28 protein-coding genes are annotated in these 23,516 nt (G+C 62.8%); 10 read left to right on the forward strand and 18 right to left on the reverse strand.

Going from position 1 to position 23,516, the window contains the following annotated elements; genetic code table 11:
• Positions 1-21 precede the first annotated feature (21 nt).
• Together ABID26_RS08045 and ABID26_RS08050 are read left to right on the forward strand one after the other, a co-directional pair.
• Entirely contained in the window at positions 22-1,020 is a 999-nt protein-coding gene (locus ABID26_RS08045) for an ABC transporter substrate-binding protein (RefSeq protein WP_292371327.1), read from the forward strand.
• Between the two features lie 17 nt (positions 1,021-1,037).
• Positions 1,038-1,799, forward strand: coding sequence for an ABC transporter ATP-binding protein (locus ABID26_RS08050; RefSeq protein ID WP_126098770.1), 762 nt, complete (start codon positions 1,038-1,040; stop codon positions 1,797-1,799).
• 17 nt (positions 1,800-1,816) lie between these two features.
• Here the strand turns inward: ABID26_RS08050 and ABID26_RS08055 are convergent, their stop codons facing one another.
• Complete coding sequence (locus tag ABID26_RS08055) at positions 1,817-2,257, reverse strand: MarR family winged helix-turn-helix transcriptional regulator (protein WP_126102616.1); 441 nt, start codon at positions 2,255-2,257, stop codon at positions 1,817-1,819.
• A gap of 146 nt (positions 2,258-2,403) precedes the next feature.
• Between ABID26_RS08055 and ABID26_RS08060 the strand changes: the two genes are divergently transcribed.
• The gene (locus ABID26_RS08060; RefSeq protein WP_126098771.1) at positions 2,404-3,261 is read left to right on the forward strand and encodes an alpha/beta fold hydrolase; all 858 of its coding nucleotides are present in this window, start codon (positions 2,404-2,406) and stop codon (positions 3,259-3,261) included.
• 79 nt (positions 3,262-3,340) lie between these two features.
• On the opposite strand, the gene ABID26_RS08065 is transcribed toward ABID26_RS08060, so the two are convergent.
• Positions 3,341-4,570 carry an MFS transporter gene (locus ABID26_RS08065; RefSeq protein WP_292371326.1) on the reverse strand — a complete coding sequence of 410 codons (1,230 nt, stop codon included), beginning with the start codon at positions 4,568-4,570 and terminating at the stop codon, positions 3,341-3,343.
• 128 nt (positions 4,571-4,698) lie between these two features.
• Between ABID26_RS08065 and ABID26_RS08070 the strand changes: the two genes are divergently transcribed.
• Positions 4,699-5,583 carry an AraC family transcriptional regulator gene (locus tag ABID26_RS08070; RefSeq protein WP_354414814.1) on the forward strand — a complete coding sequence of 295 codons (885 nt, stop codon included), beginning with the start codon at positions 4,699-4,701 and terminating at the stop codon, positions 5,581-5,583.
• Here the strand turns inward: ABID26_RS08070 and ABID26_RS08075 are convergent.
• The 6 genes from ABID26_RS08075 to lgt all read right to left on the reverse strand — a co-directional run bounded on the left by ABID26_RS08075 (position 5,580) and on the right by lgt (position 11,304).
• Positions 5,580-6,515, reverse strand: a complete 936-nt coding sequence (locus ABID26_RS08075) for a ribose-phosphate pyrophosphokinase (protein ID WP_059188918.1) — start codon at positions 6,513-6,515, stop codon at positions 5,580-5,582. The two genes, ABID26_RS08070 and ABID26_RS08075, sit on opposite strands and share 4 nt — an antisense overlap.
• A 163-nt stretch (positions 6,516-6,678) precedes the next feature.
• Complete coding sequence (locus tag ABID26_RS08080) at positions 6,679-7,284, reverse strand: hypothetical protein (RefSeq protein WP_354414817.1); 606 nt, start codon at positions 7,282-7,284, stop codon at positions 6,679-6,681.
• 54 nt (positions 7,285-7,338) lie between these two features.
• The gene (locus ABID26_RS08085) at positions 7,339-8,490 is read right to left on the reverse strand and encodes a M24 family metallopeptidase (RefSeq protein WP_354414820.1); all 1,152 of its coding nucleotides are present in this window, start codon (positions 8,488-8,490) and stop codon (positions 7,339-7,341) included.
• On the reverse strand, positions 8,490-9,278 hold the full coding sequence (gene pgeF, locus ABID26_RS08090; protein WP_354414823.1) for a peptidoglycan editing factor PgeF: 789 nt from the start codon (positions 9,276-9,278) through the stop codon (positions 8,490-8,492). The genes ABID26_RS08085 and pgeF overlap by 1 nt, the downstream gene beginning before the upstream one ends.
• A gap of 107 nt (positions 9,279-9,385) precedes the next feature.
• Complete coding sequence (locus tag ABID26_RS08095; RefSeq protein ID WP_126098778.1) at positions 9,386-10,453, reverse strand: class I SAM-dependent methyltransferase; 1,068 nt, start codon at positions 10,451-10,453, stop codon at positions 9,386-9,388.
• Positions 10,450-11,304, reverse strand: a complete 855-nt coding sequence (gene lgt / locus ABID26_RS08100) for a prolipoprotein diacylglyceryl transferase (protein WP_354414824.1) — start codon at positions 11,302-11,304, stop codon at positions 10,450-10,452. Before lgt ends, ABID26_RS08095 begins: the two co-directional genes overlap by 4 nt.
• A gap of 132 nt (positions 11,305-11,436) precedes the next feature.
• Between lgt and ABID26_RS08105 the strand changes: the two genes are divergently transcribed.
• The 3 genes from ABID26_RS08105 (at position 11,437) to ABID26_RS08115 (ending at position 12,933) form a co-directional block, all read left to right on the forward strand.
• Complete coding sequence (locus ABID26_RS08105; protein WP_126098780.1) at positions 11,437-11,739, forward strand: accessory factor UbiK family protein; 303 nt, start codon at positions 11,437-11,439, stop codon at positions 11,737-11,739.
• A gap of 315 nt (positions 11,740-12,054) precedes the next feature.
• Positions 12,055-12,555 (forward strand): type III secretion system chaperone family protein, encoded by a 501-nt coding sequence (locus tag ABID26_RS08110; protein WP_354414827.1) that lies wholly within the window; start codon positions 12,055-12,057, stop codon positions 12,553-12,555.
• An 18-nt stretch (positions 12,556-12,573) separates the two neighbouring features.
• Positions 12,574-12,933, forward strand: a complete 360-nt coding sequence (locus tag ABID26_RS08115) for a tRNA-binding protein (protein WP_292298762.1) — start codon at positions 12,574-12,576, stop codon at positions 12,931-12,933.
• A gap of 34 nt (positions 12,934-12,967) precedes the next feature.
• Here ABID26_RS08115 and ABID26_RS08120 read toward each other — a convergent pair whose 3' ends face one another.
• From ABID26_RS08120 to ABID26_RS08150, 7 genes are all read right to left on the reverse strand, one after another.
• On the reverse strand, positions 12,968-13,912 hold the full coding sequence (locus tag ABID26_RS08120; protein WP_292298760.1) for a hypothetical protein: 945 nt from the start codon (positions 13,910-13,912) through the stop codon (positions 12,968-12,970).
• A 264-nt stretch (positions 13,913-14,176) separates the two neighbouring features.
• Positions 14,177-15,199, reverse strand: coding sequence for a glycosyltransferase family 4 protein (locus tag ABID26_RS08125; RefSeq protein ID WP_354414832.1), 1,023 nt, complete (start codon positions 15,197-15,199; stop codon positions 14,177-14,179).
• Complete coding sequence (locus ABID26_RS08130; protein WP_292298756.1) at positions 15,187-15,351, reverse strand: hypothetical protein; 165 nt, start codon at positions 15,349-15,351, stop codon at positions 15,187-15,189. Before ABID26_RS08130 ends, ABID26_RS08125 begins: the two co-directional genes overlap by 13 nt.
• A gap of 133 nt (positions 15,352-15,484) precedes the next feature.
• Positions 15,485-16,630 carry a tetratricopeptide repeat protein gene (locus tag ABID26_RS08135; RefSeq protein ID WP_354414835.1) on the reverse strand — a complete coding sequence of 382 codons (1,146 nt, stop codon included), beginning with the start codon at positions 16,628-16,630 and terminating at the stop codon, positions 15,485-15,487.
• Positions 16,631-16,784: 154 nt separating this feature from the next.
• Positions 16,785-18,200, reverse strand: coding sequence for an ATP-binding protein (locus ABID26_RS08140; protein WP_292298752.1), 1,416 nt, complete (start codon positions 18,198-18,200; stop codon positions 16,785-16,787).
• A 51-nt stretch (positions 18,201-18,251) separates the two neighbouring features.
• Positions 18,252-18,971 (reverse strand): response regulator, encoded by a 720-nt coding sequence (locus tag ABID26_RS08145; protein WP_059188911.1) that lies wholly within the window; start codon positions 18,969-18,971, stop codon positions 18,252-18,254.
• Positions 18,958-19,491 (reverse strand): MarR family winged helix-turn-helix transcriptional regulator, encoded by a 534-nt coding sequence (locus tag ABID26_RS08150; RefSeq protein ID WP_189521546.1) that lies wholly within the window; start codon positions 19,489-19,491, stop codon positions 18,958-18,960. The genes ABID26_RS08145 and ABID26_RS08150 overlap by 14 nt, the downstream gene beginning before the upstream one ends.
• Positions 19,492-19,751: 260 nt before the next feature.
• Between ABID26_RS08150 and ABID26_RS08155 the strand changes: the two genes are divergently transcribed.
• The 3 genes from ABID26_RS08155 (at position 19,752) to ABID26_RS08165 (ending at position 21,942) form a co-directional block, all read left to right on the forward strand.
• Positions 19,752-20,645: a branched-chain amino acid aminotransferase gene (locus tag ABID26_RS08155; protein WP_354414840.1), complete on the forward strand. Its 894-nt coding sequence runs from the start codon at positions 19,752-19,754 to the stop codon at positions 20,643-20,645.
• A gap of 146 nt (positions 20,646-20,791) precedes the next feature.
• Positions 20,792-21,109 carry a hypothetical protein gene (locus ABID26_RS08160; protein ID WP_059188908.1) on the forward strand — a complete coding sequence of 106 codons (318 nt, stop codon included), beginning with the start codon at positions 20,792-20,794 and terminating at the stop codon, positions 21,107-21,109.
• Between the two features lie 191 nt (positions 21,110-21,300).
• Positions 21,301-21,942, forward strand: coding sequence for an MBL fold metallo-hydrolase (locus ABID26_RS08165; RefSeq protein WP_126098788.1), 642 nt, complete (start codon positions 21,301-21,303; stop codon positions 21,940-21,942).
• Between the two features lie 84 nt (positions 21,943-22,026).
• Here ABID26_RS08165 and ABID26_RS08170 read toward each other — a convergent pair whose 3' ends face one another.
• The 3 genes from ABID26_RS08170 to ABID26_RS08180 form a co-directional block, all read right to left on the reverse strand.
• Positions 22,027-22,440 carry a BA14K family protein gene (locus ABID26_RS08170; protein WP_126098789.1) on the reverse strand — a complete coding sequence of 138 codons (414 nt, stop codon included), beginning with the start codon at positions 22,438-22,440 and terminating at the stop codon, positions 22,027-22,029.
• A 195-nt stretch (positions 22,441-22,635) separates the two neighbouring features.
• The gene (locus ABID26_RS08175) at positions 22,636-22,848 is read right to left on the reverse strand and encodes a cold-shock protein (RefSeq protein ID WP_006202521.1); all 213 of its coding nucleotides are present in this window, start codon (positions 22,846-22,848) and stop codon (positions 22,636-22,638) included.
• 238 nt (positions 22,849-23,086) lie between these two features.
• On the reverse strand, positions 23,087-23,299 hold the full coding sequence (locus ABID26_RS08180) for a cold-shock protein (RefSeq protein ID WP_006202520.1): 213 nt from the start codon (positions 23,297-23,299) through the stop codon (positions 23,087-23,089).
• Positions 23,300-23,516 lie beyond the last annotated feature (217 nt).

Below are 23,516 nucleotides of genomic sequence, written 5' to 3' on the forward strand. Positions count from 1 at the left end.
AAAACCATGAAAGGCCGGACCATGACCATCACACGCCGTTCGCTTCTCCTGCGTGCCCCGCTTGCCGCCGGCATCCTTGCCGTAGGCCTGCCTTCGATCGCACGCTCGCAAGCGGCTTCCGTCAAAATCCGTTTTCTCGCCAGCCGCGGCAGCATCTCCCCGCATGAGCTCGCCGGCGAGCTCGGCTATTTCAAAGGCCTCGGCATCGAGCTCGAAAATGTCGGCTATGCCGCGGGCGGGCCGGAATCACTGTTCGCGCTCGCCTCCGGCAGCGTCGATCTGGGCTCGGCCGCAACGCCGGCCGTGATCAACTCGATCGCCGGCGGCAACGACTTCGTCGCCGCCTACCCGAGCAACGGCATCAACAGCCAAGTGAAAAGCGTCTTCTATGTGCTGGAGGACAGTCCGATCAAATCGATCGCCGACATCGCCGGCAAGACGATCTCGGTCAACACGCTCGGCGCCCATCTCGACTACACGGTGCGCGAGGCGCTGCACGGCATCGGCCTGCCGCCGGACGCGGCCAAGCTCGTCGTGGTGCCCGGACCGCAGCTCGAGCAGACGTTGCGCTCGCATCAGGTCGACGTCGCGGGCTTGGGTTATTGGCAGGCTACCTTCGCCGGCCAGCTGGTCAGCAATGGCGGTGTGCGCGGCGTCTTCAACGACACCGATGTGCTCGGCGAGATCGCCGGCGGTTTCGTGGTGCTGCGGAGGGACTTCATTGCCGCCAACCCGGACGTCGCCCGCAACTTCGTCGAGCAGTCCGCACGCGCTTCCGACTGGTCGCGGCAGAACCCCGACGAGGCGCGCAAGCTGCTAGCCGACGTCCTGAGCAAACGCGGCGAGAACGGCGATCTGGCGCGCTACTGGACCGGTTTCGGCCTGCGCGAAAAGGCGGCGGTGACGAATCGCGACGTCGACTTCTGGGTGAACATTCTCGAGCGGGACGGTCGTCTGCCGAAGGGCAAACTCAAGGCAGCCGACATCCTCTACCGCCCGGGCGAAACCAAAACCAACTGACCACGGAGACCCATGCCATGGCTACGCCAAGCGGCGGCGAGGTCACGATACGCGACCTGTCGAAATCCTTCGCACTCGGCGGGCGCCAACTTGCCGTGCTGCGCTCGCTCAATCTCGACATCCGCTCCGGCGAATGCCTGGTCATCGTCGGCGCCAGCGGCTCCGGCAAGACGACGCTGCTGCGCATCCTCGCCGGGCTGGAGCGGGCCGACGGCGGCGCTGTCGCCATCGACGGCAGAGAGATCGACGGCGTCGGCGCAGAGCGGGCGGTGATCTTCCAGGAGCCGCGCCTGCTGCCCTGGCTGACCGTGCTCGGCAATGTCGCCTTCGGCCTCGAGGTGCGCGGCGTGTCCAAGGCGGATGCCGAGAAACGCGCGCGGTTCTATATCGCGCTGGTCGGCCTGGCTGAGTTCGCCGACGCCTATCCGCGGCAGCTCTCGGGCGGCATGGCGCAGCGCGTCGGTATCGCGCGGGCGCTGACGGTGCAGCCGGAAATCCTGCTGCTCGACGAGCCGCTCGGCGCGCTCGACGCCATGACCAAGATCTCCATGCAGGAAGAACTGGCGCGCATCTGGAGCGAGGAGAACGTCACCATGGTCGTGGTCACCCACGACCTGGAAGAGGCGATCTACCTCGCCGATAGGGTGCTGATCCTGCCCAAGGAGAAGGGCGGCGCGGCAAGGCTGATCGATGTCGATCTTCCGCGTCCGCGCGACCGCAGCGAAAGCCGCTTCGTGCGCTACCGCGAGGAACTGCTGCGCGAGTTCGGCCTGCATTAAGGGATAGTGCGCAGGCTTCAGCTGTCGCCGGCCGGGTCGCTGTTCAGCGCATCCCGCAGCGCCTGGACCTGCCGGTTCAGGGCATCGAGCTCAGCCAGCGTCATACCCGAGCGCTCGATCAGGGTCTCGTTCAGGCAATTGCACCGGACCAACAGCGCGCGTCCCGCCGCGGTCAGGTCGACCTGCACCTGACGCTCGTCGGTTCGGCTGCGCTGGCGCGTGACCAGTCCGGCCTGTTCCATTCGCTTCACCAGCGGCGTGATCGTGCTCGATTCCAGGGCGAGCCGGTGCGCGATGCTGCCCACCGACATGCCGTCCGCCTCGCCAAGCGCGTTGAGCACGAGATATTGCGGATAGGTGATGCCCATTTCGTCCAACATCGGTTTGTAGGTACGATTGATTGTCATGCTGGTGGCGTAAAGCGTGAAACAGAGCTGATTGTCCAAGGGAAGAGGCACGGCACGATCCTTTTGCCGACTGAGCACCGATTATGTACCACGGAAAATGTTATCGTGATATATTTTTATGGACAAGCGAGCTCGATCGCATTACGCATATCATTATCGCGATATTATTTATTGCGAAAATTTCAAAGGAGATGGAGATGACTGAAGCTTCGCAGACCAAGATCGGCAGCGGCACGATCACCACGAAGGACGGAACGCAGATCTTCTACAAGGACTGGGGGACCGGTCAGCCGATCGTCTTCCACCATGGCTGGCCGCTGAGCAGCGACGACTGGGACGCCCAGATGCTGTTCTTCCTGTCGAAAGGCTACCGCGTCATCGCGCATGACCGCCGCGGCCACGGCCGTTCGACCCAGACCGACATCGGCAACGAGATGGACACCTATGCCGCCGACGTGGCGGCGCTGACCGCGCATCTCGACCTCAAGGACGCCATCCATGTCGGGCATTCGACCGGCGGCGGCGAGGTGGCGCGCTATGTCGCGCAGTACGGTTCCGGCGGTCGCGTGGCCAAGGCTGTGCTGATCGGCGCCGTGCCGCCGATCATGCTCAAGACCGATGCCAATCCCGGCGGCCTGCCGATCGAGGTGTTCGATGGCTTCCGTTCCGCCCAGGCAGCCAACCGCGCCCAGTTCTTCCGCGACGTTCCGGCCGGTCCGTTCTACGGCTTCAACCGCCCGGGCGCTGTGGTGTCGCAGGGGATCATCGACAATTGGTGGCGCCAGGGCATGATGGGCGGCACCAAGGCGCATTACGACTGCATCAAGGCCTTCTCGGAAACCGACTTCACCGAGGACCTGAAGAAGATCGACGTGCCGGTGCTGGTCATGCATGGCGACGACGACCAGATCGTGCCGATCGCCGACTCCGCGCTGCTGTCGATCAAGCTGCTCAAGAAGGGCGAGCTCAAGGTCTACAAGGGCTTCCCGCACGGCATGGCGACCACCCATGCGGATGTCATCAACGCCGACCTGTTGGCCTTCTTCAAGGCCTGAGGCTGGTCCCCAAACACGAAAGCACCCGCCATCAGGCGGGTGCTTTGATCTTTGGATCTCGTTTGTGGTGGCCGGGCAATCAGGCATTCCGCGCTTCCTTCATGTTCGGCAGGAACACCGTAAGCAGGCCGAGGAAGGGCAGGTAGGAGCAGATCTGGTAGACGAAGTCGATGCCCTTCATGTCGGCGATGACGCCGAGCACCGCGGCGGCGATGCCGCCCATGCCGAAGGCGAAGCCGAAGAAGATGCCGGCAATCATGCCGACGCGGCCGGGGACCAGCTCCTGCGCGAAAACGACGATGTTGGAGAAGGCCGATGACAGGATGAGGCCGATCAGCACGGTGAGCACCATCGTCCATTCCAGGTTGGCGTAGGGGAGCGCCAGCGTGAACGGCAGCACGCCGACGATCGAGAACCAGATCATCGCCTTCTGTCCGTAGCGGTCTCCGAACGGGCCGCCGAGCAGGATGCCGAGCGCCGAGGCGCCGAGGAACAGGAACAGCATCACCTGCGACATCTGCACCGAAACGCCGAACTTATGGATGGCATAGAAAGTGTAGTAGCTGGAGAGCGAGGCGATATAGGCGTTCTTGGTCAGCACCAGCAGCGTCAGCACCGCCAATGCCCACATGACCTTGCTGCGCGGGAAGGGGGAGACGTGGGCCGCCTGCTTGCGGGTGGCCATCGAGGCGCGCAGCCGGCTGTACCAGCCGCCAACCTGCCACAGAACGACGATGCCGACCAGCGAGCCGACGGCGAACCAGGAAATGCTGGTCTGGCCGAACGGCACGACGATGAAGGCGGCGAGCAGCGGGCCCATGGCCTGGCCGAAATTGCCGCCGACCTGGAACAGCGACTGCGCCAGGCCGAAGCGGCCGCCGGAGGCGAAGCGGGCGATGCGCGAGGATTCCGGATGGAATATCGCCGAGCCGATGCCGATCAGCGAGGCGCCGATCAGGAGCAGCCAGTAATGGCCGGCGTGAGCGAGCACCACCAGCCCGACCAGCGACGAGGCCATGCCCCAAGGCAGGGAATAGGGCATCGGCCGCTTGTCGGTGACCATGCCGATCACCGGCTGCAGCAGAGAGGCCGTCACCTGGAAGGTGAAGGTCAAAAGACCGATCTGCCAGAAATCGAGACCGTAATTGTCCTTGAGCAGCGGATAGATGGCCGAAAGCAGCGACTGCATGATGTCGTTGACGCAGTGGCAGAAGCTCACCGCAAGAATGACGGTGAAGGCCGTCGCTTGCGCCGAGGGGTGGCTGGCCGGCGCCGTGGTAGCGACGGCAGTGGCAGTCGTATCGGTCAAGGCAATGCTCCGTGGTCTTTTTGGCGGCGAACCGCAGGCAGTCTTATCGGACGCTTGCCTTATAATCGGCTTGAATGGCGACTTCTTTCGTGGTTTGGTCCAATAGTTTCGCAAGTGGGCCACATCCGATGCCGCACGGCCGGGAAATCTTCAGGGGCGACGCCGCCGAGCTTGGCCGGCTGCATGAAAGCCGTTGGCAATGGCTGGAGCAGGCGGTCGGGCCGGCGGTCGCGTTGCCGACCGAATATCCCGACGGCTACCACGTGCCGCGGCATCGCCACAGCCGCAGCCAGCTGCTGCACGCGCTGGTCGGCGTGGTGCTGGTGACGACGAAGCACGGCCGCTGGATGGTGCCGCCCGACCATGCGATGTGGATACCGGCCGGCATCGAACACTCGGTCGAGATGCTGGGCGACGTCTCGATGCGCTCGGTCTATGTCATGCCGGATGCTATTGCCGGCCTGCCGGAGGGCTTGCGCGTCGTCGGCATCACCGAGCTGATGCACAGCCTGATCGTCGAATCGGAGAAGCTGCCGCAGGGCGGCGAGCTCGAAGGGCGCGCCGGGCTGATCATGGGGCTCTTGCTGCACGAGATCCCGAACCTGCCGGAGCGGCCGCTCGGCCTGCCTTTCCCGTCGGACCCGAAGCTCGCAGCGCTCTGCCGGCGCTTCGTGGCGGCACCTTCGCCGCATGCCACGATCGACGAATGGGCGGGTGCTGTGGGCATGAGCCGGCGCTCGTTCACGCGCGCTTTCCATCGTCAGACCGGCCTGTCGCTGTCGACATGGCGCCAGCAGGCCTGCCTGTTCGCCGCGCTGCCCAGGCTTGCCGACGGCGAGCCGATCACCAGGGTGGCGCTTGATCTCGGCTACGACAGCGTGCCGGCCTTCATTACCATGTTCAAGCGCATGTTAGGCGCCTCGCCGCGCGGATATATGCGCGGCGCGCGCGACGCGGGCGAAGGCATAAAGCGACTGACCGGTTCGGCGCAGGCCAGCAGCGCCGCGGTTTAATCGAACAGGCTGGAGACCGATTCCTCGGTGGCGGTTCGCGAGATCGCCTCGCCCATCAGGTCGGCGATCGAGATGACGCGGATGTTGGGCGCATCGAGCACGGCCTGGCTCGGCTGGATGGAATCGGTGATCACCAGTTCCTGCAGTTTCGAACCGGCGATGCGGGCAACGGCGCCGCCCGAGAGCACGCCATGGGTGATGTAGGCGGTGACGCTGGTGGCGCCGTTGGCGAGCAGAGCTTCCGCCGCGTTGCAGAGCGTGCCGCCCGAATCGACGATGTCGTCGATCAAGAGGCAATCCTTGCCGGCGACGGCGCCGATGATGTTCATGACCTCGGATTCGCCGGGGCGCTCGCGGCGCTTGTCGACGATGGCCAGTTGCGCGTCGAAGCGTTTTGCCAGCGCGCGCGCCCGCACCACGCCGCCGATGTCGGGCGACACGACGACGACATTGCCGAGCTGCTTGTATTTCGCCTTCACGTCGCGGGCCATCACCGGCACCGAGAAAAGATTGTCGGTCGGGATGTCGAAGAAGCCCTGGATCTGGCCGGCATGCAGGTCGAGCGTCAGCACACGGTCGGCACCGGCGCGGGTGATCATGTTGGCGACGAGCTTGGCCGAGATCGGCGTGCGGCCGGAGGCGCGGCGATCCTGCCTGGCGTAGCCGAAATAGGGGATCACCGCCGTGATGCGCCGGGCGGAGGAGCGCATGAAGGCGTCCATCATGATGAGCAGTTCCATCAGATGGTCGTTGGTCGGATAAGAGGTCGACTGCAGGATGAACACATCCTCGCCGCGCACGTTTTCCTGGATCTCGACGAAGATCTCCTGATCGGCGAAGCGCCTGACGCTGGCCTTACCCAGCGGGATGTTTAGATAGCGAGCGACCGCTTCGGCCAGCACCCTGTTGGAATTGCCCGCGAAAAGCTTCATGCACCGTTCCTGGCGAAGGATAGAGAGACCGGACAGACTCTCATGAGCCTTTTATGCGGGCTTTTAGCGGTCCGCGCCGGTATTGCAAGCCTCGCGATCGGGAATCCTTCGACAAGGCGCAACAAAGGTCGGTCGCATCGCAAGCCGGCAACAGGTTGTTTGATCAACCAGCGCCACCGCTGCCAAGCCAGGCGGTGAACTGGTCGATGGTCTGATCGGCGATCGACTGCATGGTCGCCGGCGCCACCGCCGGCCAGCCCTCGGTGCTGCCGGCGGAAGGCGCCTTCTGCTGGCCGTTGATGCGATGCAGGCGGTTGCCCGACGGGTCGTAGACGTCCCAGACATAGATGACGGTGGTGTCCTTGCCTTCGGACATCGTCGAAAAATAGCCCTTCAACACATGCGTTGCCGTCTGGTCGCTGCTGCCGACAAGTGTGACACCGCGCTGCCTGGCGCGCGCCTGCAGTTCCGCCGTCAGCGGTGCTGCCGCTTCCACGGAGGCGCCGACGATCGGCGCCACCTGCAGCCGGGTCTTGGCGATAGCGGCGGTCTGAGCCGGCGTGGCGGGCGTAGAAGCCGCCGCCGTCGCCGTGGGGGCAGGCGAGGTCGTGGTCGGGGAGGTGGTGGCCGATGTGCCCTGCGTGGCCGGCAGGGCCGAATTCGCCGGCGGCTTGACGGCGGAAGGATCGAGGACATCCTTGGCGTTGGTGCAAGAGGTAAGCGCCAGCGCCGCAAGCAATGACACGGTCGTCACCTGCGATCGTCTCATTTGCCCGAAACTCCCTGGTGGCGAACGCCCCCGCGTGAACCAACCATTATGGATTCACTGCACGATCAAGTCGAGATCATGGCGGGAGAGCGGCTTCGGCGCCGATTCCGTGGTGAGGTAAGTGCGGCCGAGCGTCATCGCCGTCTCGGTTTCCGAGTCCATGATGATCATGTGGGCGAACAGCGTCATGTTGGGCGCGATCGGTTCCGGATTGCCCTGGTAGAACATCGGCATGTCCATCCAGGATGGCGTGAAGCGGGCGCCGAGCGAATAGCCGCAGGCGTTCAGCCGGTGCTTGGTCAGGTTGTGCGCCTCGAGCGTGCGGGCATGCGCGTCGAAGACGTCGCCGAAGGTGTTGCCCGGCGTCATCGCCTTCTCGACCGCAAGCAGGGCCGCACGCGCGGCGTCGAACAGTTCCTGGTGGCGCTTCGAGACCTTGCCGGTCAAAACGGTGCGCATCATCGCTGCGTGATAGTGATGGAAGACGCCCGCCCATTCGAGCGTCAGCTGGTCGTTCTTGGTAAGCTTGCGGCGCCCGGCCTTGTAGCGACAGAGCAGGGCATCGGCGCCGGAGCCGATGATGAATTCGTTGGCGGGATAGTCGCCGCCGCCGGCGAAAATCGCTCCCTGCATGGCGGCAAGGATCAGCGCTTCGTCGCCGCCTTGCTTGATCAACGGCAACGCGGCGTCGAGCGCATCGTCGGCGAGGCTCGCGGCTTTTTCGGCCTTGGCGACCTCGGCGGGACTCTTGAAGAGGCGCAGCCGGCCGACGATGCCGGAGGCATCGGCGATCTGGCCGAAGGTCTGCAACTGCTCATCCACGCGGCGGCCATTATAGGCAGTCAGCCCATGAGTGTCGTATTCGACGCCGATGCGGGCGCCGAGCAGATCGAGGTCATTGAGCAGGTTGCGCAGGTCGATCGCCGGATTGGCGCTGTCGCGATCGGTCCAAAGCTCGATGTTGTCGATGGTCGAGGTGTGGCGCGCTTGCCTCAGATCGGCCGAGCGGGTGAGCAGCACCATCGAGCCGTCGGCCTTCACCACCAGGCACTGGAAGAAGCAGAAGCCGAAGGTGTCGTAGCCGGTCAGCCAGTACATGCTCTCCTGCGCGAACAGGAGCACGGCGTCGAGCTTCTTCTCGGCCATTTCGATCAGCAGCCGATCGCGCCGCGCGTCGAATTCCGAACGTTCGAAATGCAGCGCCATTACTCTTTCTCCAGAACGATTGCCGAAACCTGGCGCCCGTAATCCGCTTCCTTGCGGTGGGTGGTACGCCGGTAGGAATAGAAAAGATCTTCTTCCGCATAGGTGCAGCGGCCGAGGCTCTCGGTGGTCACGCCAGCGTCCCGCAGCCGGTCGACCGTATATTGGTTGAGGTCGAACATCGAGTGGCCGGGATTCAAAGACCGCTTGAAATAGCGTTGATTGGAGACGTCAGCCTCGACGAAGCGGGCGACGAATTCGGGTCCGACCTCGTAGTTGTCGGGGCCGATGGAGGGACCGAGCACGGCGACGATACGGTCGCGGCGGGCGCCGAGACCTTCCATCGCGGCAACGGTGTTTTCGAGCACGCCGGTGAAGGCGCCCTTCCAGCCGGCATGGGTGGCGCCGATGACGCGGGCCTCGGCATCGGCGAACAGGACCGGCCCGCAATCGGCCGTCGAGGCGCCGACGGCGATGCCTGGCCGGTCGGTGACGACGGCGTCGGCCTTGGGGCGAGGGCCTGCGAAAGGCTCCCTGGCGATGACGACGTCGGGGGAATGCACCTGATGCGCGGTGAGCAGGTGATCCGCTGGCACGCCCATCCAGTCGGCGACGCGGCGACGGTTCTCGGCGACCAGCGTCTGGTCGTCACTCGAGCCGGTGCCGATGTTGAGGCCCTGGTAGATGCCGCTGGAGACGCCGCCGATGCGGGTAAAGTAACCGTGACGGATGCCTTGCGCCTTCTCCAGAAGGGGCGAGCGTACTGGATCGGGTCTGGTCTGATTCAGCATGGATGGGTTTGTTGTCCGCGCGGGCGATTTCGTCAAGGTGAAGTTCGGGGCGAGTGGGAGAAGTCCGGCAATTGGCCGGACCAGCTTGCACGGGGTGCCTGCCGATGTCAGCCGGTTTTCGCCGCGGGCAGGATCTTCATCACCTTGAACAGCTCGCCCATCGCATCGGGCCCGGCGAGTCGTTCGACCGCGTCGGAAATCGCCTGCCGCTCGCCGTCGTCGACATTGGCGCCGAGCGCGCCGGCGCGCTCGAGCAGCCCCATGCCGAGCAGGAACTCGCCCTGCGTGGTCAGTTCCACGTCGAGGCCGTGCGCGCGGGCGCTTGCGGACAGGGCCGCGAAGTCCACATGGGCGGTGAGGTCTGCCTCGCCGGGATTGGCCAGCACGTCTTCGTGTTCGTGCCTGCGCAGGGCCTGCAATGTGTCGCCGAGGCCGGGCACAAGATGGCCATAGTCGATGAACAGTCCGGCGCCGCCATGGCCGGCGACGCGCTCGGCTATCGCCGACATCAGCGCCGCGCGGGCCGGCGCCACCTCGGCGATTGCGCCCTGCGGCGCGTCGGCAGCGCCCGGCGGCAATAGCGCCGGGTCGACGGAACCGGCGCCGGCGAAGAAACGGAGATTGTCGGCGTCGTCGAGGCCGACCATGCGCTCGCGCCAACCGGTGCCGACATAGACGAACTGGCGAATCGGCACCGCGTCGAACAGCTCGTTGCCGACGATGAAAAGCGGCCGTCGGGGCAGCGTGTCGATGGTCTGGTGCCAGGCGAGGGCCGTGCTCTGGCCGGCAAGTGTGGCCCTCTGGACTTCGGCCAGGCGCGGACTGGTCTCGATCATGGCAAAGGACGCGCCGGCGGCAAGTGCGGAATCGAGCCGCGACCAGGTGCGCAGCATGTCCTTCATCAGCGTGCCGCGGCCGGGGCCGATTTCGGCGAAGGTGGCGGGGAGCGGCCGGCCGGCGCGCTGCCAGGCCTGGTAAAGCCAGACGGCGACAAGCTCGCCGAACATCTGGCTGATTTCCGGCGCGGTGACGAAATCGCCGGCGGCGCCGAAGGGCTCGCGAGTCGTGTAATAGCCGTCCTTAGGGTCGAACAGGCAGAGCGCCATGTATTCGCTGACCGGGATCGGCCCCACGGCGCCGATCAGGTCGACAATGCGCTTCCTCAGCCGGGTCATGCCGCCTGCGGCTTCGTCATCGGCTTAGCCGTCGCCATGGCCCAGATGCCGGCAAGCACCATCGGTGTGGACAGGATCATGCCCATGGTCAGCCAATTGGTGCCGAGCAGATAGCCGAGCTGCTGGTCGGGCTCGCGGAAGAACTCGACGAAGATGCGCGACAGGCCATAGCCGCAGATAAAGGCGCCGCCGACGAAACGCGGCGTCCTCAGCTTCAGCCGCGAATGGGTGAGGAAGCGCAGCACCAGGAACAGCACGAGGCCTTCGAGCAGCGCCTCATAGAGCTGGCTGGGATGGCGGGTGAATGGGCCGCCATTGGGGAATTCGATCGCCCAAGGCACGTCCGAAGGCCTGCCCCAGAGTTCCGAATTGATGAAGTTGGCGACGCGCACCAGCCCGAGGCCGACCGGCACGCCTGCCGCGACGACATCGAACAGCGTCCAGGTGTGGATGCCGCGCTTGAGCGAGAACAAGGTCATGGCGAGGATGACGCCGAGCAGCCCACCGTGGAATGACATGCCGCCCTGCCAGACGGCAAAGATGTCGAGCGGATGCGCGATATAGCGCGGGAGATCGTAGAAGAGCACATAGCCGGTACGCCCGCCGAGCACCACGCCGATCGCCGCCCAGACGATGAAGTCGTCGAGGTCCTCGGGCTTCATCGGCAACTTGCCGTCCGGCCAGAGGCTGGCGTTGGTGACGAGCCGCTTGGCGTACCACCAGGCAAAGAGAATGCCGACGATGTAGCCGACGCCATACCAATGCACCGCCAGCGGTCCGATATTGACGATGACCGGATCGATGTTGGGAAACGGCAGGGAGGCCAGCGGCAGCAGGAAATATTCGCTCAAACTGGGTCTCCCGATTGCGGTCGTCTATCGGGCGCGGACCATGCGGCAGGGTTTTGGCGGGGTCAAGGCAGGCTGCGCTTGCATTCCGCGTCGCGCGCCACTACGTCAAAACCAAGCAAGCGAGGATCTGCCATGTCGAACGGCCCGAACCGCATTCTCGATGAGTTCGCCAAGCTGATGACGGATGCAGCGGGGGCAGCCCAAGGCGTTCGGCGTGAGATGGAGACAGCCTTTCGCAGCCAGGCCGAGCGCCTGCTCAACTCGATGGATGTGGTGCAGCGCGAGGAGTTCGAGGCCGCGCGCGAGATGGCCGTCAAGGCCAGGGAAGACAACATCCAGCTCGCGGCGCGCGTCGAAGCGCTCGAGGCGAAGCTCGCCGAATTGACCGGGCAGGCCGCACCGGCGGCCGCGGCGAAGCCCAGATCAAAAAAATAATCGTAAACTTTTCCACAAAGCGCGATCCGAAAAATCGCTTTGCCGTGAATCGCTTACCGGCATTGCATGAATCTTTTTGACAGCGCCTTTCCACATGCGAATGACGCAGTGCGAAAAATTGGGCTGTTCACGCGACTCCCGATCAATAGACTGAATTTGTTGCATGATTCGGAGCAGGGTCATGCGCCGGGCGGTGGGTCCGGTCTGGGGTCTTTGCGTTTGAGAAGTTCCTGGCCGTCCGAGTTCTAGACAAGATTGTTCGTCGTGTGTGCCCCGCGGAGCGTGTGGCGCTCCCCTGAACACAGGAAGCATTCCATGGAACTTCTCGAACTCGAATTCTCCCGCGAAATCCACCCGGTGGATGTCATCGAGCAGGTGGCCCACAACAATGACTGGTCCTTCGAGCGCGCCGGCGACGACGAGATTTCGATTTCGGTGACCGGCAGTTGGACCGACTATCACGTCTCATTCTCCTGGATGGAGGATTTCGAGGCGTTGCACCTGGCCTGCGCCTTCGACATCAAGGTGCCGGAAATACGCACGCTCGAAGTGATGCGGCTGTTGTCGCTGATCAACGAGCAGATGCTGTTCGGCCATTTCGACCTGTGGGAGCAGGAGGGCGCGATCATGTTCCGGCAGTCGCTGCTGCTTGCCGGCGGGGTCGAGCCTTCGAGCCAGCAGGTCGAAGTGCTGCTGTCCTCGGCGCTCGAGGCCTGCGAATGCTATTTCCAGGCCTTCCAGTTCGTTGTCTGGTCGGGTACATCGGCCAAGGACGCGCTGTCCAGCGTGCTCTTTGAGACCCATGGAAACGCCTGAACCAAGCAGACACCAGCGATGAGTTCCAGCAGCGAGCGCAAGCCCGAGATCAGCTTTGCCGATTTCGACCGCGTCGACATCCGTGCCGGCACGATTATCGAGGCCGAGCCATTTCCGGAAGCGCGCAAGCCGGCGTTCAAATTGAAGATCGATTTCGGCCCGGCCATCGGGGTCAAGAAGTCATCGGCGCAAATCACCAAATATTATAAGCCGGAGACACTGATCGGCCGGCAGGTCTTCGCGGTGGTCAATTTCCCGCCGCGACAGATCGGCCCGTTCATGTCGGAAGTGCTGACGCTGGGCTTTCCGGATGAGGAGGGCGCCGTCGTGCTCGGCGCCATCGAGCGCAACGTGCCGGACGGCGGGCGACTGTTCTAAACTAGCGGGGCAGGCTGCCATCCGGCAGGCGCGATCATAGCGCCGCAGCCGGCCGGATTGAAGCGATAGCTGGGGACCGAAACGCGCCGAGAATGGTTCCGACCGTTGCGGCTGACAGCACGAGATGCAGGACGTCGAACGGCCAGGCCAGTCCGAAATGCATCAGCATAAGGTTCAAGAAGGAAGGCGACGCGGCATCCGCGGGAATCAGGATCAAGCCTACGGCCAGGGCCAGCCCATATTTGAGCATGGCAACTATCGCGAAAACGATGAACACTATGGCGACGAAACGCAGATGATTGCCGTCGAGCGCACGCCAGCACCCGATCGGGTCGAACGATCCCGTCCAGAGAAAATCGCCGACAAAGAGATATGTCCAAACAAGTACGAAACCACCCGCGAAGAGGTTGAGGACTCCCATCGCCGACACCCAAGGCGCGACGTCCTCGGGGTTGAGCGGCAGGTCATGTGTGGCCAGCAGGCTGGCAACAAGCAGTCTGTGCTCGCCGGCGACCGCAAAGCTGCAAAGAAGCTGGACGGCCGCGAGAAGCAACGCGGCCCAAAGAATCCGCGGGCCGAGCTCAAAGCGCATGCCCGGAATAGCGAAGCGTTTGACACTTTCAATGCCGCGCCGAACAACGACACGGCCGTTCTCCGGCGCGTTTGCCATGCGGTCCAGAACGAACGCAAAGACCATCGCCGAGAACGGCGCGGCAATAATGGCGGAAAGCCAAGTCCTGGAGTCAAAGCCTCGCGACAGAAGCCAGCTGGGCACCTGCTCCGGATCGGCAAAAAGAATAAGAGCAAGCACCGCCAGACCGAGCGCCGTCAAAAAGCAGGGAAACCAGGCGGCCACGAAGAGCGGCCAGGCATTCGCGCGGCAATAGTCGAACACTCTCGCAACGGTCTTGCCGATGCGCAAGACGCGACGCTTCGGCGATACGGCAGGCAAATCGTCCAGCGTTGAAATCGGCGTCAATCCCGCAGCGAACTACTCACGCAGAATAATGCACTTCAAGGAGTTGTCGCGCAAGCTCTCGCAAGGAACGCGTGTACTGGGATCAAAGCTTGCCGGCGCGCGATCCGTCAGTAAATCTCGACAACTTCACGCGGAAGACTTGTCCAAAGGCATTGCCAAGTTGTCGAGGTTCCCGATCTCCCGAGGGAAAAGCAAGAGTGGGCGGCATTGAAGAGGCCGCACAACTACCACCGATCCGCATCGCCGAGGGTCGACGCCGGTCTGTCAGGCGGCCAGCGTGCGTGGCATTCCCAACGCTTCCTCGACCACGTCGAGGAACATCTCGGCGCAGGCCTTCCAGCTGTAGCGCATGGCGCGCTGGCGTGCTTCCGCGCGGTCGATGTGAAGCGCGGCAAGCGCGGCCTCGCGCAGGTCCTCGGACACCGCCCCGCCAATGCCGTCGCCGACGATGTCGATCGGTCCCGTCACCGGATAGGCGGCCACCGGCGTGCCGCTGGCTAAAGCCTCGATGATGACATTGCCGAAGGTGTCGGTGCGGCTCGGGAAGACGAAGACGTCGGCCGATGCGTAGATTTCCGCCAGTTCGTCATTCGGGCGATGGCCGAGGAAATGCGCGTTCGGATAACGGGCCTTGAGCTTTGCCAGCTCCGGCCCTTCGCCGACCACCACCTTGCTGCCGGGGAGGTCGAGATCGAGGAAGGCGGTCAGGTTCTTTTCGATCGCGACACGGCCGACGCAAAGAAAGACGGGGCGGGGGAAGTTCGTGTCCTTGCGCTTGTCCGGCCGGAAATGATCGATGTCGACGCCCCGCGTCCAGGGCCTCAGCTTGTTGAAGCCGCGCGAAGCGAGGTCGTCCGCAAGCGACTGGGTGGCGACAAGCGTGCCTTGTCCGGAATTGTGGAAATCGCGCAGCCAGTTGTAGGCCCAGCTCTCCGGCACCGGCAGGCGGGCGCTGAGATATTCGGGGAAGCGCGTGTGGTAGCTGGTGGTGAAGGGACGCCCGGTCTTGCGGCAATAGCGGCGCGCCATGATGCCGAGCGGCCCTTCGGTGACGATATGGACATGGTCGGCCTTGCGCTGATCGATCAGGCGCGCGACGTGGCGGGGGGTCGTCAACGCGAGCCGAATGTCCGGATAGGTCGGCAGCGGCAAGGTGCGAAAGATGTTCGGTGTCAGGAAATCGACCTGGACGTCGAAGGATTTCAGCGTCTCGGTCAGCCGCTCCAGCGTGTGGACCACACCGTTGACCTGCGGCCGCCATGCATCGGTGACCATCAGGATGCGCATGACGATCCCTTGGAGAGGTTCTCGAGCGCGCCTGCGCGGTGGCGGAACGGCAACCAGGCGGCAGCTCGCGCTTCGCTCCAGCGCACCCTTCCAGGCACGACGGGATCGAAGCGGGGCGGCAGGCTCGAATCGATAAAGGTCGCGCGCTTCATGCGCGCTCTTGATCATGGTTTCATGACGGGCGGATGAAGCTGCTTTTTTGATTGAGCATGATAGCTGCCGCCAAACAAACCAAATAAATTAAGAGAACCCATAACCATCCATAAGGTTTTCTCCACTATGATATTATAAAAGACCCTTCTCTCTCATAATATCAATATATTTTTTGGCGTTAACATGGCCTTTTTCTGAAGCGCTTTTGAACCAAAACGCGGCTGCTTTATAGTCGACATTCCCGTTTATACCATTGTAGTATAAAACTCCTAGGTTAAACTGCGCATCAATATTTCCTCTCTCGGCAGCCGCGCGCCACCAATGGGCAGCAGATTCTTCGTCCTTGGGTACGATTTTGCCTGCAGCAAGGGCGAATGCCAAACCCATTTGGGCGTCAATATTTCCCTGATTTGCGGCCTTAAGCCACCACACCACTGCATCGGAACCATTTTGATCCACTCCAACGCCCTGCGCGTATCTAAACCCTAATACCGCTTGCGCAACTGCATAACCCTGATCTGCCGCCTTTCGCTGCCAAGCAGTCGCTTCAACTTCGTCTACTGCAACGGCGATGCCATTCGAATACATTACACCTAGAGTATACTGAGCGGGAGCATAACCTTGGTCGGCCGCCTTTCTGAACCAGATCAACGCCTGCACGTCATCTTTGGTAACACCCCTCCCAGCAGCGTAAGAATCGCCTACGTTGTATTGAGCATCGGCAACTCCGACTGCCGCAGCCTTTAACCACCAATTGAATGCCGACTGATTGTCGGGGGCGACGCCTTCGCCTTTCCAATACAGATTCCCCAACTGGCTTTGGGCCTGAGCCTGCCCTCCTTCCGCCGCCCGGCGAATCCACCGTGCCGCTGTTGATACATCTTTCTCAACGCCCTCCCCGATTAGGTAACAAGAGCCGAGATAGTACGCAGCATCTAAGTTCCCTCCCTCAGCAGCATTGCGCCACCAGAACACGGCCCGAGCCTTATCTTGCGGGACACCTTGCCCATGTGCGTATAAGAGGCCGAGATTAAACTGGGCAACGGGATCTCCTGCCTCGGCTAACGACTTCCACTGGTTGAACGCTTCGACATAATTTCTGGCGACGAGGGCCGATTTCGCCTCTCTCGCGCCAGCAAAAACAATTGTTGGGGAGGATATTTGGGTCAAAACCACAAGAAAAACGAAGAAAAATTTGGCCACGAAATTTTTCTCGTTAATAATGTCGTCCTGCAAACCTTTGCACGACACATTATAGCACCAAAGTTTTCTATACACGATCATCACCGCCGCAAGATTCTTCCACGAAAAACTGATATTTTTTTGGATTGAAAATCAAATCTTAGCTAATCTCTTATGAGGAGACCTGGTCCGTCATCGCTATTGGTGGCTGCCTTGTCCGAAAACCGGCTTCCCACTTTTCATGCTCTGGCTAGGCGGGAACCTTGATCACGGCGCGCAAGCCGCCGAGCGGGCTGTCCTCGAGCGTGATGTCGCCGCCATGGCTGCGGGCGATGTCGCGGGCGATCGACAGGCCGAGGCCGGTGCCGCTGGCATCGAGGTTGCGCGCCTCGTCGAGCCGCAGGAACGGCTTGAACACCTCTTCGCGTTTGTCGGGGGCGATGCCCGGGCCGTCGTCGTCGATGGTTACCGTCAGCGAGCCGCGGCCGTGATTGGCATGGACCTCGACGGTCTTGGCATAGCGGAAGGCGTTGCCGATGACGTTGGACAGCAGCCTGGCAAAGGCATTCGGCCGCACATGCACGGCCGGATCGCCGATCAAGGTGGTGGACAGCTTGGCCTTGCGCAGCTGCGCTTCTTCGCCCAGCTTCTGAAAATAGGTCTCAAGATCGAAGCGGCCAGTATCTTCAGCAGCCTCGCCGCGGGCAAAGGCAAGGTAGCCCTCCAGCATCGACTGCATGTCGTCGATGTCCTGGTTGAGCGCAGCCTTGGTCTCGGCCTTGCCGCCCGCCAGCGCCAGCTGCAGCTTGAAACGGGTGAGGATGGTCCTGAGGTCGTGGCTGACGCCGGTCAGCATGGCGGTGCGCTGTTCGATCTGGCGCTCGATGCGCTCGCGCATCTGGATGAAGGCGAAGCCGGCGCGGCGCACTTCCTCCGCGCCGCGCGGGCGGAAATCGCGCGGCATCGGCCTGCCCTTGCCGAAGCTTTCGGCGGCTTCGGCGAGGGTGAGTATCGGCCTGATCTGGTTGCGCAGGAAGGGGATGGCGATCATCAAAAGCACCAGCGAGGTGCCGACCATCCAGATCAGGAAGATATGGGTGTTGGAGGCATAGGCCTGGCTGCGGCGCACGAAGACGCGCAAGACCTTGCCTTCGAGCTGGACGCGGACCTCGACGATGTTGGAATTGCCGACGGTGTCGATCCAGAAGGGTCGGTTGATCTGCCTGGTGATCTCTGACGACAAAGCCTCGTCGAGGATCGAGAAGAACGGTTTCGGTCCGGGCGGCGGCAGCGGATCGGGCGGCAGCAGATCCACTTTCAGCTGCATGCGGTCCTGGGCGATGCGGATGATGTTGGCGTAGTCCGCATCGTGCGGATAGGTCTCCATCATGTCGATGATGGCGGCGATATCGCGGACGGTGGCCTGCGACAGACGCTGGGTGACCGTCTGCCAATGCCGCTCCATGAACACGAACGCGACGACCGACTGCAGGAGGATCATCGGCGCGATGACGATGATGAGCGAGCGCGCATAGAGCCGCTTCGGCATGTAGAGCGCGACCAGGCGCCAGAACCGGTTCCAGGCGCGCGGCATCGCCTTCAGCGTCCGCATCGCGAAATCGCCGGGACCGCCTCCTTTCGGATGTTCCAGTTGCGTGGTCGCCATTCGCCCTTCCGCTCGTCGAGGGCCGTTCAGCAAAAGGCCGTCGAGAGGATGTTATTCCACGCTGAGCCGATACCCAATACCGCGAACGGTCTGTAGCCACACCGGATTGGACGGATCGCGCTCGATCTTTCGGCGCAGCCGGTTGATCTGGACATCGATAGTACGCTCGCCGACGTCCGATTCGTCGCCGACGAGTTCGTGCCGCGGTATCGTCTCTCCCGCCCGCGCGGCGAAGATCGCCAGGATCTCCTGCTCGCGATCGGTCAGCTTCAGCGCCTCGCCGCCACGCTTCAGTTCGCGCTTGGCGATCTGGAACGTGTAGGGGCCGAAGACGAGCTGCTCGACCTTCGGCGTCGCCGCCGGCCCGCCGCGGCGCAGAATGTTGTTGATGCGCAGGATCAGCTCGCGCGGGTCGAAGGGCTTCGGCAGATAGTCGTCGGCGCCGGCTTCCAGCCCGGTGATGCGGCTGTCGGTTTCCGACAGCGCCGTCAGCATCAGGATCGGCACGTTCTTCTCGGCCCGCAGCGCCTTGGTCAGGTCGACGCCGGTTTCGCCGGGCATCATGACGTCGAGCACGAGCAGGTCGAAGTCGAGGCCCGCGAGCTTGCGCCGGGCCTCGCCCGAATTTCCGGCGACGGTGACGCGAAAGCCGTTCTCGGACAGGTATTGCTTGAGCAGATTGCGGATGCGGGTGTCGTCATCGACCACCAGCAGATGTGGCGCATCATCGCCGGGCGCCGCCGGATGATCAACCTTCTCAGTGGTCTCCATTTTTCTTCCCCGATGTTTGCGCAGGCACAATGTTGATCTGCGCTCTTAGTTCCGGATTGACCATCGCCTCCAGGAATCGTTCGATCGAGGTGCGTTCGGTGGTCCCAGAATCCTTCAATGCAGCACGGATGCGGCGCGACTGTGGCCGTGCCAGCGCCAGCGCCAGCGCGCGGCCCTTGGCGGTCGGATAAAGTTCGCGCTGACGGCGGTCGCGCGGGCCCTGCAACTGGACGATATGGTCCGTGTCGATCAACTGCTTCAGCACCCGCGCGAGGCTCTGCTTGGTGATCTTCAGCACGTCGAGCAGCTCGGCGACCGTCAGCCCGGGCCTGCGGTTGACGAAATGCAGCACGCGGTGATGGGCGCGGCCGAAGCCGTAGTCGGCGAGGATCTGGTCCGGATCGGAGGTGAAGTCGCGATAAGCGAAGAAAAACAATTCGATGATGGCAAAGTCGATGCCGTCCTCGTCGGTGATCGCCGTTCTGATCGGTTTTCCGGCTGCGGGGCTTCGATCCGTCATCATTTCTCCATGCGAAGGCGGAATTATGTCAGTACTGTTGACGTAATTTCCGGGCAATGATAATTTTTGACAAGCTTTTCGGCGGATTGCGAACGAAAAGGCAAGCGAAAGCGGTTTTTCCGGAACTTCCTGAGTTTGCCATGGATTGAATATCCGCCTACGTTTCCAAGCACCGGCCGGCGTTTCGGACCTGTGGCGCGGCTGACGCGAAACGCTATATGACACAACGATTTGCGGGCGTCCGCCCGCGGGAGGTTTCCATGGCATCCGTTCCCTTCGATCAACTGGAAGGCTTCATCTGGATGAACGGCGAGTTCGTCAAATGGGCCGACGCCAAGATCCACGTGCTGACCCACGGCCTGCACTATGCCAGCGCCGTCTTCGAAGGCGAGCGCGCCTATGGCGGCCAGATCTTCAAACTGACCGAGCACAACGAGCGCCTGCATGAATCGGCGCGCCTGCTCGGCTTCAAGATTCCCTATTCGGTCGCCGAGATCGACGAGGCCTGCCGTACGCTTTTGAAGAAGCAGGGTTTCCAGGACGCCTATGTGCGCCCGATCGCCTGGCGCGGCAGCGAGCAGATGGGCGTCTCGGCGCAGAACAACCGCATCAACTGCGCCATCGCCATATGGCAATGGCCTAGCTATTTCGACCCGGCGCAGAAGCTGAAGGGCATTCGTCTCGACATCGCCGAATGGCGCCGCCCAGACCCGCGCACCGAGCCGTCCAAATCCAAGGCCGCCGGCCTCTACATGATCTGCACGCTCTCCAAGCACGCCGCCGAGGCCAAGGGCTATGCCGACGCCATGATGCTCGACTGGCGCGGCCAGGTGGCGGAAGCCACCGGCGCCAACATCTTCTTCGTCAAGGACGGCAAGGTCCACACGCCGACGCCCGACTGCTTCCTCGACGGCATCACCCGCCGCACCGTGATCGGCCTGGCCAAGGATCGTGGTCTCGAGGTGATCGATCGCGCCATCATGCCTGAAGAGCTCGAAGGCTTCGAGCAGTGCTTCCTCACCGGCACGGCCGCGGAAGTCACTCCGGTTTCGGAGATCGGCCCGTACCGATTCGAGGTCGGCGAGATCGCCAAGACGTTGATGAATGACTATTCTGCCGCAGTGCAACCAAAGCACGCCATCGCGGCAGAATAGCGATAGTCACAGCTTTTTTGTGCAACAGGGGCGGTTTTCGGGCCGCCCCTTTTATTTAAGCGCTCGCGCATTTGACTTTCGAACAATTCGGCGTCTCATGATGGCGTCGGCCCGAGGAGGCTGGCGGCTATGGAGGGACTAGGTACATGGATACGAACACACTCGTTGCGATCGTTATTCAGGTGATCACGGGTGTCATCGGCGGTCAGGCAGTCGGCGCGGCGCTGAAACAGGCGGCACTGGGCCAACTTCCCAAGATCCTCGGCGGCGCTATCGGCGGCGTCGGCGGCGCGGCCATTCTCGGCAGCCTGCTCGGCGGCGGCACGGTCGATCCGGCGGCGGCCGCGGCAGCAGCGGGCGGGCTGGGCAGCGCGCTGAACGTGCCGAACATCGTCGGCGGCGCCGGCGGCGGCGCCATCCTGACCGCCATCATCGGCGCGGTCATGGGCGCGATGAAGAAATAGGGCATTTTTCTTTTCGGGCCTGCGCATGGGCGGCCACGGCCGCCCATTTCTTTTTCATGGATTATTTGCGGCGGCCACGGCCGCCATTTCTTTTCGAGGATCATTCGCTCCGGCCGAATGGTGGACGCCGCTCGCTCACCTGTCTACATCAGGGCGACACTTCGAAAGGAAAGCCGTGGGGAAGGAAAGCCATGGGTCAGCTCAATGCCGGCATAGTGCCGGTCACGCCCTTCCAGCAGAACTGCGCCATCCTGTTCGACATGGACGATAGGAACGGCGTCGTCGTCGATCCCGGCGGCGATGTCGACAAGATACTGGCAGTGCTCGAGGACAATGCGATCACGGCGGGAGCGATCTGGATCACCCACGGCCATATCGATCATGCGGGCGGCGCGATGGAACTGAAAGATGCGCTCGGCATCGACATCATCGGCCCGCATGAGGCCGATCGACCGCTGCTTGCCAACCTCGAGAACCAGGCCAGGCGTTTCGGGCTCACGGATCCCGTACGCAATTGCGTGCCGGACCGGTTTCTCATCGAAGGCGAGACGGTTTCATTCGGCGAGCATGTGTTCGAGGTGCTGCATTGCCCGGGTCACGCGCCGGGTCATGTCGTCTACTACAACCGCGCGGCCAAGTTCGCCCATGTCGGCGACGTGCTGTTCCGCGGCTCGGTCGGCCGCACCGATCTGCCTGGCGGCGATCACGCCGCGCTGATGGCCTCGATAAAGAACAAGCTCCTGCCGCTCGGCGACGATGTCGGCTTCATCTGTGGCCACGGTCCGGGCGGCCGCTTCGGCGAGGAGCGCCGGACCAACCCATTTTTGGTCTGACCTGCCTCCAAAAGAAAAGCGCCGCTGAGAGGCGGCGCTTTTGCCGGGCAGGGAACCCCAAGAGTTTAGACGCGATTGCTCCGGTTAGTTGGCGACGCAGAAATGCTGCTCGCCATCATTGCCGGTGAAGGTGCCGGTACGCGAGTTGAAGGTGCGGTAGCGGTCCGAGCAATACTCGTACCAGTCGCGGGTCCACGGCTCGGCATAGCGGTCGGCATAGACGACACGCGGCTGCGCGTAATAACGGCGAACGGGCCGGTCGACATAATAACCATCATCATAGGCCGGGTCGTAATACCTCGGCCCGGGGTTGCTGAGCGCGCTGCCGATCAGCGCACCTGCCGCGAGGCCGACAACGCCGGCGGCGAGGGCGTCACCATGGCCACCATGGTGATGATGACGCCAGCGCCAGTCGTCGGCATTGGCCGCCGAGAAGGTGGCCAAAGTGGTCGCGGCGATGCCGGCAGTCAGAATGGCGGTCTTGAGAAATCGGTTCATTTTCGGTCTCCTTCGCGCCGGGCCCGCGTATTTTTCAGGGGATGCGGATCGGCTTTGGCAAAGATTGATAGAAGACCGTGGCTGAACGGAGGCTGAACGGAATTGGGCGAACGATGTCGCGGCTCGAACAAAAATTCCGAGCTCCGCGGGAGCGTCCCGCCTGCTCAGCCTCCGTCGGATCTGTCTTGAGCCGGCTTAGCCGATAGACAGATTGACGGCCTTCGGACCCTTGCCGCGCTTGTCCGGCTCGGTGTCGAATGTCACTTTCTGCCCATCCTCAAGACCGGGAAGGCCCGACGCCTGCACGGCCGAAATGTGGACGAAGACATCCTTCGCGCCATCGTCGGGCGTGATGAAGCCGAAGCCCTTGGCATGGTTGAAGAATTTGACGGTGCCGGTCTGCGGCATGGGAAGCTCCTTTGATCCCATCATGTCAGTCTCGGGCCGGCAAACTGCCCGAGAGGAAATTTGTCCTTTATTTTAGCGCTATCGGCAAGAGAAAGTTTTCGCTTGCCAATCCAGCCATTTGCCGGACAAAAAAGGGCGCAACGGTCCCGTCGCGCCCTCGAAAACTCATGCTTCTTGCGAAGCCAATTCATGATCCTGCCGCGCCATTCATCAGCGGAAGACAGGCAGCGTTGCCCGCTCAGGCCGCGCGCAGGTTGACCGCCTTCGGGCCTTTGCCCATGCGGTCCGGCTCGACGTCGAAGGTAACCTTCTGACCGTCGACGAGCGTGCGCAGGCCGGAGGCCTCGATCGCGGAGATGTGGACGAACACGTCCTTGGCGCCGCCGTCAGGCGTGATGAAGCCGAAGCCTTTGGTGGCGTTGAAGAACTTTACGGTGCCGGTCTGGGCCATGGGGGAAACTCCTTCACCCGTATCAGTCTCGTGGGCTCGCCCGCTGTCTCGTGTCTGGGCTAGTCCCGGTGCTTGGTTCGGCAGTCATGCATTCGCGCATGGTCAAGGCCCCCGCCGAAAAACGGGGCCGTCAGAGATTCACACTATCGGGGAAAGGTCGTTCCAAAACGTGCCGCTCTCCGGGTCGTAAATGCCCGAACCCGAAATTTATTACACG

The organism is Mesorhizobium shonense (assembly GCF_040545255.1).
GTDB lineage: Bacteria > Pseudomonadota > Alphaproteobacteria > Rhizobiales > Rhizobiaceae > Mesorhizobium > Mesorhizobium shonense.

Bases quoted from the DNA above. Each gene is read 5' to 3' on its own strand.
- ABID26_RS08105 (WP_126098780.1), top strand. From the start codon at position 11,437: ATGTCGAACGGCCCGAACCGCATTCTCGATGAGTTCGCCAAGCTGATG.
- ABID26_RS08115 (WP_292298762.1), top strand. From the start codon at position 12,574: ATGAGTTCCAGCAGCGAGCGCAAGCCCGAGATCAGCTTTGCCGATTTC.
- ABID26_RS08070 (WP_354414814.1), top strand. From the start codon at position 4,699: ATGCCGCACGGCCGGGAAATCTTCAGGGGCGACGCCGCCGAGCTTGGC.
- ABID26_RS08075 (WP_059188918.1), bottom strand. From the start codon at position 6,515: ATGAAGCTTTTCGCGGGCAATTCCAACAGGGTGCTGGCCGAAGCGGTC.
- ABID26_RS08155 (WP_354414840.1), top strand. From the start codon at position 19,752: ATGGCATCCGTTCCCTTCGATCAACTGGAAGGCTTCATCTGGATGAAC.
- ABID26_RS08150 (WP_189521546.1), bottom strand. From the start codon at position 19,491: ATGACGGATCGAAGCCCCGCAGCCGGAAAACCGATCAGAACGGCGATC.
- ABID26_RS08145 (WP_059188911.1), bottom strand. From the start codon at position 18,971: ATGGAGACCACTGAGAAGGTTGATCATCCGGCGGCGCCCGGCGATGAT.
- ABID26_RS08125 (WP_354414832.1), bottom strand. From the start codon at position 15,199: ATGCGCATCCTGATGGTCACCGATGCATGGCGGCCGCAGGTCAACGGT.
- ABID26_RS08160 (WP_059188908.1), top strand. From the start codon at position 20,792: ATGGATACGAACACACTCGTTGCGATCGTTATTCAGGTGATCACGGGT.
- ABID26_RS08130 (WP_292298756.1), bottom strand. From the start codon at position 15,351: ATGAAGCGCGCGACCTTTATCGATTCGAGCCTGCCGCCCCGCTTCGAT.
- ABID26_RS08050 (WP_126098770.1), top strand. From the start codon at position 1,038: ATGGCTACGCCAAGCGGCGGCGAGGTCACGATACGCGACCTGTCGAAA.
- ABID26_RS08165 (WP_126098788.1), top strand. From the start codon at position 21,301: ATGGGTCAGCTCAATGCCGGCATAGTGCCGGTCACGCCCTTCCAGCAG.
- ABID26_RS08170 (WP_126098789.1), bottom strand. From the start codon at position 22,440: ATGAACCGATTTCTCAAGACCGCCATTCTGACTGCCGGCATCGCCGCG.
- ABID26_RS08080 (WP_354414817.1), bottom strand. From the start codon at position 7,284: ATGAGACGATCGCAGGTGACGACCGTGTCATTGCTTGCGGCGCTGGCG.
- ABID26_RS08140 (WP_292298752.1), bottom strand. From the start codon at position 18,200: ATGGCGACCACGCAACTGGAACATCCGAAAGGAGGCGGTCCCGGCGAT.
- ABID26_RS08045 (WP_292371327.1), top strand. From the start codon at position 22: ATGACCATCACACGCCGTTCGCTTCTCCTGCGTGCCCCGCTTGCCGCC.
- ABID26_RS08085 (WP_354414820.1), bottom strand. From the start codon at position 8,490: ATGGCGCTGCATTTCGAACGTTCGGAATTCGACGCGCGGCGCGATCGG.
- pgeF (WP_354414823.1), bottom strand. From the start codon at position 9,278: ATGCTGAATCAGACCAGACCCGATCCAGTACGCTCGCCCCTTCTGGAG.
- ABID26_RS08060 (WP_126098771.1), top strand. From the start codon at position 2,404: ATGACTGAAGCTTCGCAGACCAAGATCGGCAGCGGCACGATCACCACG.
- ABID26_RS08095 (WP_126098778.1), bottom strand. From the start codon at position 10,453: ATGACCCGGCTGAGGAAGCGCATTGTCGACCTGATCGGCGCCGTGGGG.
- ABID26_RS08180 (WP_006202520.1), bottom strand. From the start codon at position 23,299: ATGGCCCAGACCGGCACCGTAAAGTTCTTCAACGCCACCAAAGGCTTC.
- ABID26_RS08175 (WP_006202521.1), bottom strand. From the start codon at position 22,848: ATGCCGCAGACCGGCACCGTCAAATTCTTCAACCATGCCAAGGGCTTC.
- ABID26_RS08110 (WP_354414827.1), top strand. From the start codon at position 12,055: ATGGAACTTCTCGAACTCGAATTCTCCCGCGAAATCCACCCGGTGGAT.